Below are 11,634 nucleotides of genomic sequence, written 5' to 3'. Positions count from 1 at the left end.
CCCACGGGTCCGTCGGCCCTGCCGATACGCAGGGAGCGTTCGCGTTACGGCGTGAGGCCCCGCGCCACCGCGCCGTGCAGGCGACGCGAGTCACCGGCGAGGTCGCCGAGGGCGGTCACCACCGAGTCGAAGCGCATCGTGGTACGTGTGTCCGCGCCGTACGGGTCCCATGTCGGCATCTCGGCGTGGTTCGGGTCGCCGGTGCGGGCGAACGCGATCCAGGCCTGATGCATGGTGCGCGCCAGCCCGTCGCGTACCGCGGGGTCGAGCCCGGCGAGGAAGGGCGCGTGCGCCCATCGGTCGAAGTTGGCGAAGACGAAGGGGAGTTCGAGGCAGTGGGCGGCGCCGAGGCGGCCGTCGTACGCGGGCGTGGGGAGGTCGAACTGGTAGGCCCAGACGGGCCGCCCCGATTCCGCCCTGGCCTCGGCGAGTCGTACGGCGGGCACGCGGAAGAGCTCGTCGGTGATCAGATCCATCAGCACGTCGGCGGGGCTCGCGCCGGGTCGGGTCCGCTCGTACGCCGCGTACACCCCGGGCGCGGTTTCGGCCCCGAAGGTGTCGGCGATGCGGGCGATCACCTGGTCCCGGTCGACGGCGGCATACGCCGGGTCCAGGGCGAAACCGAAGTTGGCCTCCTCGCGGGTCCAGCCGATCATAACGTCGATGCCGGTCGCGGCTCCGTGCAGCAGGGCCTCCACCGGGTGGCGCGTCAGGGTGACCCCGTCGACGACGGGCAGGAACGGGGTCGGCCAGTAGCCCCAGCTCGACGTACGGGCGAACAGCCCACCGGCCGCACCGATCAGCACGGGCCAGGGCAGCTCGCGCAGTTCCGCGACGCTCTTGACGCCGGTCAGCTCCATGTAGGCGGCGGTCCGCTCCAGGTACGCGTCCGGGCCGGGGAGGTCGAGACCGAAGGGCGGGCTCTGCAGGATCACGCGCCTGATCAACCCCTGGGTCTCGGGGAGTCCGGCCAGGGCGGCCGTCGACAGGGCACCGCCCGACTGCCCGGCGACGGTGATGTTCTCCGGGTCGCCGCCGAACGAACCGATGTGCGCCACGATCCAGCGGAGGGCGGCGAGCTGGTCGCTGAGCCACGGGTTGCCGGCACCTTCGGGGTTGCCCTCCTCGGGGCCGGTGTAGAGGTAACCCAGAGGGCCGATGCGGTAGTTGATGCTCACCACCACGAGGTCGCCGTCGCGGGCGAAGGTCTCGCCCGAGTAGTTCGGCATCGACCCCGAACCCGAGACGAAGCCGCCTCCGTGGATCCACACGAGCACCGGGCGCCGGGCCTCGTCGACAGCCGGTGTCCAGACGTTGAGCGTCAGGCTGTCCTCGTCGAAGGGCGGCGATCCATGGCCGCCGAGGACCGGGTCCCCGCCCTCCATGTACAGCTGCGGCACGCTGGGACCGTCGGCGGTCGCGTCCCGGGTTCCGCTCCAGCCCGGGTGCGGCTGGGCGGGGCGCCAGCGCAGGTCGCCGACCGGGGGTGCGGCGTAGGGCACGGCACGGAACACGGCGACCCCGCCTTCGGTCGTGCCGCGCAGACGCCCCGCGGGGAGGTCGACCAGCGTGTGATCGGGGCCTGGGGTGAGAGCCATGAGCCAATCCTTCCTGGGTCGGGCACCGAACACGCGCCGACCCCGTCAAGAGTATTGCGAAATTTCTTCGACCGTCAACGATTCGCTATATGCGGGGTGCCTTCACAGCCAGAGGCTGTTGGCCGCCGTGCGTTCCGCCTCCGTTTTCAGCAGGGGCTCGAACGCCCGCCACAGCAACAGGCAGGCTCCGGCTCCGGCCAGCGCGCCGGCCAGCGTGTCGCTGAGCCACTGGGCGTGCAGCCAGGTACGGCTCCACATCATCGCGACGACGTACACGGCACCGAACAGCCACCACCAGCGTCGCGCACGTGGCGGGAACAGCACCACCGCGGCCACGAACATCAAGGCCACAGCGCTGAAGACCTGACCGGAGGGGTACGAGCCGTCATTGACGAGGACCCAGGGATACGGCGGACGCGGGCGGTCGACGAGCTGCTTGAGCGGCAGCACCACGACGACGCTGGCGAGAACATTGGCCACGAACATGTACAGCGCCGAGCGCCAGCGACCGTAGACACAGAGGCAGCCGCACAGGATGAGCGGCAGGACCAGGCCGAGCGGGCCGCCGAGCCGGTCGAGGACGGTGGCGATGCCGGTGGCCGCGTCGGCCTGCGAGCCGTCCATCGAGGCCGCCCAGCGATCGTCGACCCCCTGGAAGAACGGGCGGTCGCCGGCCCGGAGCAACAGCCCGATCAGGAGCGGCGCCAGAAGGAGCGCGATTCCGGCGGCAAGCGCGTGGCGCGGCGGGGTGGCCGGGAGGTGGTGGCGGGGAGGGTGCGCGGGACGCGGGGGCGGGGACGGCGCGGCGTCGGGTGGGCTCGGCATCATGGCGGGCCTTTCACGGTGTTTCACCCGGAGCGGTGGGGCGCGCGGGAGGGCGGGCGCGGGGGTACGGACGGGAGGTGCGCGAAAGCGGGGGGACGTGGGAGGGGAGTCACGGAAGGGGAAGCGCACGGAAGCGGAGACAGTGCGACGGGAGGGGACCCGGAGGCGGGCAGGCACGACCGCGCGGGGAACGCGGAGGCGGGGAAGCGTGGTGGTCGCTCGGCCGCACAGGCGTAGGTCGTACGGCTGCATGGGCCGGCTGGAGCACCGGAGCCGGGCGGTCGTCGCGGTGCGGCACGGAGTATTGCGGATGCGTGACCGCCGCCACAAGAGCAAGAGGGTTTCGAGACACGATCGCCCTGGTCAATACCGACGCAAAGCTGGTTACACGTGCCCCACGTGCGATTCTCTCCTCGGTCACGATCTGCGCAACGACTGGGCCCAGGCTCTAGCGGGACCCGGAAATGGGTGCTACACAGTCTCCAAGCGCTGCGGGTAACACGTGTAACAACATCTTGTCGGCCGCAGCCGTCCGCAACGGCTTCCGGTGACACCGCCGCCCCCGCGACCGCTCACGCGGCGTCTCCCTCACCCGTGTACCGCCCACTCGTGCAGCGGAAGCGATGCATCACGGCCCGCACCCCGGCCGACACCCGGTCCCGTACCCCTCCAGCTCCCCGCTCCGTCCTCCCAGGAGTCGTCATGGCCACGAACGAGCTCACCGATCCGATCGACCCGCCCGCCTCAGGTGCCGACGGCACCGCCACCACCGCGGAACCGGAAGCTCCGCGCCAGCGCGGGCTCATGCTCCTGCTGCTGGTCGCCAACTCCGCCATGATGGCGGTCTACATGGGCGTCGGCTCCGTCCTCCTGCCCACCCAGGTCGCCGCGATCGCCCCCGACGACAAAGTCGCAGTCCTGGGCCTGATCGGCGGTATCAGCGCCATCTTCGCGACCGCCTTCAATCCGATCGCCGGCGCCCTCTCCGACCGCAGCGGCCGCCGCAACCCCTGGATCCTCGGCGGTGCACTCGGCGCGCTGCTCGCTCTGGCCCTGCTCGGCAGCGTCACCACCGCGCTGCTCGTCGGCATCGGCTGGTGCCTGGTCCAGGCGACCATGAACACCTACCAGGCGGCCGTCACCGCGATCGTGCCCGACCGCGTCCCCGCGGCCCGCCGCGGCACGGCGTCCGCGCTGGTGGGGTTGGGCATGCCGATCGGCGGTACCGTCGGCGTCCTCATCGCCTCGCAGACGGCGACGCATCTGCGTACCGGCTACCTCGTCTTCGGCGCGATCGTCGCCGTCGCCGCACTGCTGCTCTCCGTCTTCTGCCGTGACACCCCGCGCACCGAGCCCGCGCCGAAGGGGCCCAAGGGCTCCCAACTCGCCGCCTTCCTCTCCGCGTTGGCCAACCATGACTTCCGCTGGGCCTTCATCGGCCGCGCCTTGATGGTGCTTGGTTACTTCTCCGTCGTCGGCTACCAGCTGTACATCCTGGGCGACCACATCTCTCTGCCCGCCGGAATGACCCCGCCCGCGGCCATCGCGATCCTCACTCCGGTGTCGATGGTCGCCGTCGCACTCTCCACCGTCGTCGGCGGCCTGCTGTCCGACCGTTGGAACCGTCGCAAGGTGTTCGTCGGCGTCTCGGCGGCGCTGGCCGGGCTGGTCATGATCGTCCCCGTCATCAGTCCGACCTGGACCGGAATGCTCGTGTTCAGCGCGCTCAACGGCCTCGCCTTCGGCTGCTTCATGGCCGTCGACACCGCGCTCGTCACCCTGGTCCTCCCCCGCGCCGAGGACGCGGCCCGCGACATGGGCGTCCTGAACGTCGCGAACGCCGGGCCGCAGATCGTCGCCCCGTTCGTCGCCTCCGCCATCGTCACCGCCCTGGGCGGGTACACCCCGCTGTTCCTGGCCGGCGGGGCCCTGTCCCTGATCGGCGCGCTCGCCATCCTCCCGATCCGCAGCGTGCGCTGATCCACGCCGAGTCGTCTCCGTCGGATCGGGTGCCGTGCCCGGCCCCACTGACAGGCCGGACTCGGGCTGATCCGACGGAGAGGCCCGGGCCCCGTCGGCCGCATCCCGCGCCGACGCCGCCCGACCCATACTCCGGCGGGCACTTGCCGAGGGTCACGTGCCCGCCGGTCCCGCACCACCTCATCGCGCCACCACACCCTCGCGGAACACCACTCTCGCGCCACCACACCCTCACCCCCCTGCCTCCCTCTTCCTAGGAGCCTCCTGTGAGACACAAGCGAGTTCTGCCGCCGGCCATGCTGATCCTGTGCACCACGGCCCTCGTGGGTACGGCGCCCGCGGTCGCCTCGCCCCGAACCGCACCGGCCCCCGCAGCGCCCGCCGCTCCGCTGCGGATCCTGCTCACCAACGACGACGGCTACAACGCGCCGGGCATCCGCAAGGCGTTCGAGCGGCTGACCGCCGCCGGGCACGACGTCACCATCGTCGCCCCGCTCACCAACCAGAGCGGCACCGGTACCAAGATGTCGAACGCCCCCACGATCACGGTGAAGCACCCCGAGCCGAAGGTGTGGGCCGTCGACGGCAGCCCCGGCGACTCGGTGGCCTTCGGCCTCTCCGAGGTGTTCGAGGGCCGTGCCCCCGACCTGGTGGTGTCCGGCACCAACTTCGGGCCGAACGTGGCCGGTCTCGCCAGCCACTCCGGCACGGTCGGCGGCGCCGTCGCGGCGGTGGAGTCCGGCGTACCCGCCATCGCCCTGAGCACGGGCGGCCTCTCGGTGCCCGATCCGGTCACCACCGTCAACGCGATGGGCCCGACGCTCGACTTCGCCGTCAAGCTCATCGACCGGCTGCGTACGCGGGCGAAGTCCGGGCCGCTGCTGCCCAAGGGCGTCGGCCTGAACGTGAACCACCCGGTCGTCGGCGCCGACGGCAAGGGCACCGCCGCCGGGGTGTCGACCACCTTCCAGGATCCGCAGACGATCCTCGAGCCGAACTTCACCGACTCCGGCGACGGCACCTGGAAGGTCGACGTGACCGTGGACATGCGTCCGGCGGCGAAGGGTGGAGACGTGGAAGCCGTCAGCGCGGGCCGGATCGCCGTCAGCCCGATGAGTGCCGACTGGAACACCGGGCACGCCGACCACGCCGTCACCGCCGCCCTCCTCGCCGGCCTGCGTCCGTGACCGCTCTCCATCGCCCCACTCAGGAGGACGGATGAAGCGGCCCGGCAAACGGCCCACTTCGGCAAGACCCCTGCTCGGTACGGCGCTCGCTCTGGTGGCACTGCTCGCGTCGGCGGTCCCGGCCACGGCTTCCGCCTCGGCGGGAACGTCCGCACGGCCCGTGGTCACCGTCGGGCAGGGCACGCTGCTCGGCCGGAACCACGACGGGGCACAGGAGTTCCTCGGCGTCCCCTACGCCGCGCCGCCGGTCGGGGAGGCCCGGCTGAGGGCACCGCGTGAGCCCCGCCGGTGGAGCGGAGTACGGGAGGCGACCCGCCAGGCGCCGGCCTGTGTGCAGTTCTCGCCGTTCGGCATCGCGGACCCGACCGCCGTCAGCGAGGACTGCCTCTACCTGGACGTGTACCGCCCCAAGGGAGCCAGGACGGGAGCCCGGCTACCGGTGATCCTGTGGATCCACGGGGGTGCGTACAGCCAGGGCACCGGCACCCAGTTCGGCGGCCGGACAACTGCCGACCTCACGAACAGTGTCGTCGTCAGCATCAACTACCGCCTGGGACAGCTCGGTTACCTCGCTCTGCCCGAACTCGGCCGGGAGAACGCCCGGCGCACCGGCTCCTTCGGTCTGCTGGACCAGATCCAGGCGCTGCGCTGGACACGGGAGAACATCGCGGCGTTCGGAGGGAACCCCGCCAACGTGACGGTCTCCGGGCAGTCGGCCGGCAGCGGTTCGGTCTGCGGGCTTCTCGCGGCGCCCTCGGCGACCGGGCTGTTCCACCGCGCCGTGTTGCAGAGCGGGCCGTGCACACTGATCGGTACGCCCGACAGTGCGCGGGCCGAGTCGCAGGCTCGGGAGTTCGCGGGGCGGGCGGGCTGCGCCGATCCGGCCACGGTCGTCGCGTGCCTGCGCGCCGCCCCGGCGGCGGCGCTGGTCGAGGCGGCGCGCACGCTGCCGACCTCGGGGCCGGCCTCGGGTGACGGGCTGCTGCCGGTGGATCCGGCCGCCGCGATCGGCAGCGGGAAGTGGAACAAGGTGCCGGTGATGATCGGGAGCACCCGCTCCGAGTCGCGGCTGTTCGTCGCACTGTCGCAGCCACGGCTGACGGAGGCGGAGTACGAGGCACAGATCCTGGCGGCGTACGGGGCGGCGGGCCCGGAGGTGCTCGCCCGCTATCCGGTCTCGGCGTTCGGCTCGCCGTATCTGGCGCTGTCGGCGGTCATGACCGACTCCTCCTTCGCCTGCCACACCGCGTGGACGGCGCAGCTCTTCGCTTCACAAGTGCCGACGTACGCCTACGAGTTCGACGACCCGGACTCCCCGACACTCGCGGGTGCGCAGGTTCCGGGGCTCGACATGTCGAACGCGCACAGTGCCGAGCTGGCGTATCTGCACGACTTCACGGCGGGCGACCGGCCGTTGACCCAGGTCCAGGTGGCGCTCGCGACGCGGATGAAGCGCTACTGGGGTGCCTTCGCCCGCTTCGGTTCGCCGACGGCACCGGGGCAGACGGTCTGGCCCGTGACCGGGAGCGGGACGGTTCTCTCGCTGAACCCCACGTCGACGCGGACGAGTTCGTCGTTCACGGCGGACCACCAGTGCGGTTTCTGGCGGACCCGAACGACGCGTCCGCCGCTGTAACTCCTCTACGGGGCCGGGCCACCGCACACCTGTCGGTGTGCGGTGGCCCGGCGTCGTTCACGTCGCGAGGTCGGGGGTGTTCCTCGCGTCAGGACAGCCGCCGCAGCCATGAGTCGAGAACCGCGTAGTCTCCATCGGTCAGACCACGGCGGGGATCGACGCGATGGAGCAGGGCGTGTCCTCGGTGATGGGTGGCGACCCAGGCCCGGTCCGTGTCGGTGATCTCGTCGTCGACCCAGGCGAACGGGCGCCCCGACGCCCACTCGACGAGGGGGCGGGTCTTCCAGTGCAGTCCGTCCCGCTCGTCCTGGGCATCGGCGTCGGAAGGCTCCGGCCAGACCACCACGCCCAGCCGCGGCAGACCGATGCGGGGGCAGATGCACTCGTTCGCGTCACCCATCCACGTCGTCGCCCAGACCACCTCACACGGCAGCGCCGCCAGCCGGCGCCCGTGGTCGGGATCGATCCTGCTCAGGAGTGGGTTCTCAGCGGGGGCGGGGGCGAGTCCGGTGACGTACGTCGGATAGTGCCCGGACGCCGCGCCGAAGGGGATGAGCGGTCCATCGACATCGAGAAACAGCAGCGGACGCTGCGGAGAACCAGTCACCGGGGCACGATAGCGATGGATTCCAACGGGTGCGGCCTCGACGGCGTGGGCCGTGCGGCCGCCTGCGGCGAGGCCGCAGCCGCAACCGGGAGGCTTGGCGGCAGGACGCCCTGACGCGATGCGGCCGGTCCCCCTGTCAGGTCGTGGCCCAGCGGTCCGTGATCAGCGCCGCCTGTTCCAGTAGCGCCGAGATCAGTTCCTGGGCGGCGCTGGCCGAGGTCGATCGCAGTACGGCGACGCTGATCTCCCGGGCGAGGACGGGTCCGGCCAGGGGGCGTACGACGACGTCGGGTCGGGGTGCTCCCAGGGCGAGCCTGGGGACGAGGGCCACGCCCGTCCCTGCCGCCACGAGGCCCTGGACCACGGCGTAGTCGTCGGTGCGCATCGCGTGCAGGGGTTCGTAGCCCTCCCGGCTGCACGCCCATGCCAGGACGCGGTCGCACGGATCGTGCGGGTCGGCGGCGCCCACCCATGCGGTGTCGCGGAGCTCGGCGAGAGGCACCTGGCCCAGCGAGGCGCACGGGTGGTCCTGGGGCATGACCAGGAGGAGCGGATCGGACAGCAGCGGGTGGAGTTCGACCTCCTCCTCGAGGTCGAGGCGGTCGCCGGGCTGAGAGAAGACGAGTGCTGCCTGGAGTTCTCTGGCACGCAACCCGCGGAGGAGCAGGGGGAGTTCGCCTTCGGTGAGCGAGATGTGGACGCCTTGGTGGTGGAGGCGTTTGACCGCCGGTGCCAGCAGCAGGGCCCCGGCCGTGGGAAACGTACCGATGTGGATGGTGCGCATGCCGCGCTCGGCGAGGTTCCGCACCTCCAGCTCGGCGTGACGCAGACGGTCGAGTACGGCCTCGGCGTGCGGCAGCAGGGCTTCGCCGAGCTCGGTCAGCGTGGCGCCGCGCGGTCCACGCTGGACGAGCTGGACGTTGAAGTGCGCTTCCAGCGAGGCCAGGTGGTGGGTGATCGTGGGTTGGCTGTAATGCAGTGCGCGGCCGGCGGCGGCGAGCGAGCCCTCCTGCGCGATGGAGCGGAGTACCTGGAGATGCCTCACGTCGAGCATATAGAGATCCTATGGAGGGGTCACGAAAAGTCCACCATTCCTCAATGACTGGAGCCGTGTCACGCTCCCGGGGTGAACACGCGAACGACCCCTCCCCGCACCCACTCCCCCACTGATCCTGGCTCCGGCCAGCTGTCCGCCCCGTACGCCGAGGCGGTTCTCGCCCACGCCGGACGGGACTGGCTGAGGCTGAACGTCCCCGGCCATGCCGCAGCCGCTGGATCGGACCTCGCCGGGTTCTTCGGTTCGCGGATCACGGCCCTGGACTTCCCGCCGCTGCTCGACGGCATCGACCTCGGACCGGACACTCCGCTCGACAGGGCGCTGGCGCTGGCCGCCGAAGCCTGGGGCGCACGGCGCACCTGGTTCCTGACCAACGGCGCTTCGCAGGGCAATCAGATCGCCTCGATGGTGGCCCCCTCGCTGGGCCGCACGCTCGTCGTGCAGCGCAGCGTGCACTCCAGCGTGATCGACGGGCTGGTGCTCTCGGGCATGGACGCGGTCTTCGTCCAGCCTTCCGTCGACCCCGAGCAAGGGATCGCCCACGGCGTGACCGCCGGAGACGTGGCAGCGGCGCTCGAGCGGACGCCGGACGTGGCCGCCGTGTACATCGTCTCCCCGAGCTACTTCGGCGCGGTCGCAGATGTGCACGCCATCGCGGAGACCGCCCATGCCGCGGGCGTTCCTCTCATTGTCGACGAGGCATGGGGATCGCACTTCGGCTTCCACCCCGCGCTTCCCGCGAGTGCGCTCTCCTCGGGCGCGGACATGGTGACCTCGAGTACGCACAAACTCGGTGGCAGCCTGACCCAGTCGGCGATGCTGCATGTGGCCGAAGGACCGTTCGCGGACCGCCTCGAACCGCTCGTGGACCGGGCGTTCCGGCTCGTGCAGTCCACGAGCGCGAGTGCCCTGCTGACCGCGTCACTGGATCTTGCCCGCAGGAGCCTGGTCGTCGACGCGGACGCGACCTCAGGGTCGGTCGAGGCCGCGGACAGGGTCCGCAACGTCGTGCGCGCGTTGGGTCGCTTCGGGGTCGTGAGCGATGGCTTCCACGCCTTCCCCGACATCGTCCGCGCCGATCCGCTGCGGATCGCACTCGACACCCGGGCCGGCGGGATCGCGGGGCACGAAGCCAGGCGTCGGCTCTTCCGGGACCACCAGATCATGGTCGAGGTGGCGACCGACGCGGCGATCGTCGCCGTGATCGGCGCGGGGTTCGTCCCTGACACGGATCGGTTCCTCGAAGCGCTGCACACCCTGCCCTCCCCGCTCACGGGATCCGAAACCGAGCGATCGGCCGTGCTGCAGCTGCCTGCACCCGGTCCCGCGAAGCTCACGGCCCGCGAGGCGTTCCTGAGCCCGACCCGGGTTCTGCCCGCGGAGCAGGCCGTCGGACGGATCTCCGCGGACACGCTGGCCGCGTACCCACCCGGCATCCCCAACGTCCTGCCGGGCGAGGTCATCACCGCCGAGGTCGTCCGCTTTCTTCAGCAGACCGCGACCGCACCGAACGGCCATGTCCGAGGGGCGCTCGACCTGGGCGTCACCCGGCTACGCGTCGTCGACGGAGACACCGGACACGACCTCAGCCGTCCCGAGGCCGACTGAGGCACCGGGCACGACCCGGACCGGCTGGGACACCGGGCACGACCCGACTACCCGAGACACCCGGCACCACCCCGACCGACCGGGACACCGGGCACGATCGTGCCGACCGAGACCCGGCACCACCCCGACCGACCGGGACACCCTGCACGACCAGGCCGACCTAGACGTCGGACACGGCCCGGCTACCGGGACACCCGGCACAACCCCCTCTTCCGCACACCACACCCACCCCCGAGAGAGAGCACGCCCATGCCCGCACGCATTCCGATCCGTCAGGCGATCGCCGCTGCCGTAGCCGCGACGACAGCCACGCTGCTGCTGGGCGCCTGCGGCGACCAGACCGGCGCCGGCCAGAACTCCGGTGGCACCCAGGCCGGTGGCGCACGGAGTGACGCTCCCCTGTTCGGCAAGCTTCCGAAGAAGTATCAGGACGCCGGCGTGATCAAGGTCGGTACGGACGCCGCGTACGCCCCGATGGAGTTCATCGAGAACGGCAAGATCGTCGGTGTCGACCCGGACATCGCCGACGCTCTCGGCAAGCAGCTCGGCGTCAAGTTCGTCTTCACCAGCGGCACTTTCGACGGCCTCATCACCTCCCTCAACTCCGGGCGACAGGACATCGTCATGTCGTCGATGACCGACACCAAGGCCCGTCAGGAGGGTCTGGACGACAAGGGCAAGAAGACCGGCAACGGCGTGGACTTCGTCGACTACTTCGTCGCGGGCTCCGTCGTGTACGTCCAGAAGGGCAACCCGCACCACATCGAGTCCATCACGGATCTTTGCGGGAAGAAGGCCGCTGTGCAGAGAGGCACGACCTTCGAGAACGTCGTCAAGACGCAGTCGAAGCAGTGCGAGGCGGGCGGAAAGCCGGCCATCAGGATCGAGTCCTTCCCGACCGACGCCGAGGCCCAGACCCGCGTCAAGGCCGGCGGCGCCGTCGCCGGAGTCAACGACTACCCGGTCGCCCTCGACCTGGCGCTCAAGGCCGACGGCGGGAACGCCTTCGAGATCGTCGGGGACCAGATCGAGGCCGGCCCGTTCGGTATCGCCGTCGACAAGAAGAACACCCAGCTGCGTGACGCGCTCAAGGAAGCCGTGGACGCGATCATCAAGGACGGCACCTACAAGGCCGC

Annotated in this window: 9 protein-coding genes; 5 read left to right on the top strand and 4 right to left on the bottom strand. The window is 71.1% G+C overall.

Going from position 1 to position 11,634, the window contains the following annotated elements; translation table 11 throughout:
* Positions 1-44: 44 nt before the first annotated feature.
* Entirely contained in the window at positions 45-1,598 is a 1,554-nt protein-coding gene (locus ACFC0D_RS36750; RefSeq protein ID WP_376445980.1) for a carboxylesterase/lipase family protein, read from the bottom strand.
* A gap of 102 nt (positions 1,599-1,700) precedes the next feature.
* The gene (locus ACFC0D_RS36745) at positions 1,701-2,426 is read right to left on the bottom strand and encodes a phosphatase PAP2 family protein (protein WP_376445976.1); all 726 of its coding nucleotides are present in this window, start codon (positions 2,424-2,426) and stop codon (positions 1,701-1,703) included.
* A 699-nt stretch (positions 2,427-3,125) separates the two neighbouring features.
* Here ACFC0D_RS36745 and ACFC0D_RS36740 point away from each other — a divergent pair.
* The 3 genes from ACFC0D_RS36740 (at position 3,126) to ACFC0D_RS36730 (ending at position 7,226) form a co-directional block, all read left to right on the top strand.
* Positions 3,126-4,403 (top strand): MFS transporter, encoded by a 1,278-nt coding sequence (locus tag ACFC0D_RS36740; RefSeq protein ID WP_376445973.1) that lies wholly within the window; start codon positions 3,126-3,128, stop codon positions 4,401-4,403.
* A gap of 266 nt (positions 4,404-4,669) precedes the next feature.
* Positions 4,670-5,590: a 5'/3'-nucleotidase SurE gene (gene surE / locus ACFC0D_RS36735; protein ID WP_376445971.1), complete on the top strand. Its 921-nt coding sequence runs from the start codon at positions 4,670-4,672 to the stop codon at positions 5,588-5,590.
* Between the two features lie 31 nt (positions 5,591-5,621).
* Positions 5,622-7,226, top strand: a complete 1,605-nt coding sequence (locus ACFC0D_RS36730) for a carboxylesterase/lipase family protein (RefSeq protein WP_376445968.1) — start codon at positions 5,622-5,624, stop codon at positions 7,224-7,226.
* Positions 7,227-7,314: 88 nt separating this feature from the next.
* Here ACFC0D_RS36730 and ACFC0D_RS36725 read toward each other — a convergent pair whose 3' ends face one another.
* Together ACFC0D_RS36725 and ACFC0D_RS36720 are read right to left on the bottom strand one after the other, a co-directional pair.
* Positions 7,315-7,833, bottom strand: a complete 519-nt coding sequence (locus tag ACFC0D_RS36725; protein WP_376445965.1) for an HAD domain-containing protein — start codon at positions 7,831-7,833, stop codon at positions 7,315-7,317.
* 136 nt (positions 7,834-7,969) lie between these two features.
* Complete coding sequence (locus ACFC0D_RS36720) at positions 7,970-8,887, bottom strand: LysR family transcriptional regulator (protein ID WP_376445962.1); 918 nt, start codon at positions 8,885-8,887, stop codon at positions 7,970-7,972.
* Positions 8,888-8,959: 72 nt separating this feature from the next.
* Here ACFC0D_RS36720 and ACFC0D_RS36715 point away from each other — a divergent pair, with 72 nt between their 5' ends.
* Entirely contained in the window at positions 8,960-10,498 is a 1,539-nt protein-coding gene (locus tag ACFC0D_RS36715; RefSeq protein ID WP_376445959.1) for an aminotransferase class I/II-fold pyridoxal phosphate-dependent enzyme, read from the top strand.
* Positions 10,499-10,747: 249 nt separating this feature from the next.
* The coding region (locus tag ACFC0D_RS36710; protein ID WP_376445956.1) for an ABC transporter substrate-binding protein at positions 10,748-11,634 on the top strand (887 nt) is incomplete at its 3' end.

Origin of the sequence: Streptomyces sp. NPDC056222 (genome assembly GCF_042264065.1) — a bacterium.
In the GTDB taxonomy this organism is placed as follows: domain Bacteria; phylum Actinomycetota; class Actinomycetes; order Streptomycetales; family Streptomycetaceae; genus Streptomyces.
The sequence above is the reverse complement of the archived record's forward strand: the minus strand, read 5'-3'. Positions and strand labels throughout refer to the sequence as shown.

Excerpts from the sequence above, each read along its gene's own strand:
- ACFC0D_RS36750 (WP_376445980.1), bottom strand. The coding sequence starts at position 1,598 with ATGGCTCTCACCCCAGGCCCCGATCACACGCTGGTCGACCTCCCCGCG.
- ACFC0D_RS36745 (WP_376445976.1), bottom strand. The coding sequence starts at position 2,426 with ATGATGCCGAGCCCACCCGACGCCGCGCCGTCCCCGCCCCCGCGTCCC.
- ACFC0D_RS36740 (WP_376445973.1), top strand. The coding sequence starts at position 3,126 with ATGGCCACGAACGAGCTCACCGATCCGATCGACCCGCCCGCCTCAGGT.
- ACFC0D_RS36730 (WP_376445968.1), top strand. The coding sequence starts at position 5,622 with ATGAAGCGGCCCGGCAAACGGCCCACTTCGGCAAGACCCCTGCTCGGT.
- ACFC0D_RS36720 (WP_376445962.1), bottom strand. The coding sequence starts at position 8,887 with ATGCTCGACGTGAGGCATCTCCAGGTACTCCGCTCCATCGCGCAGGAG.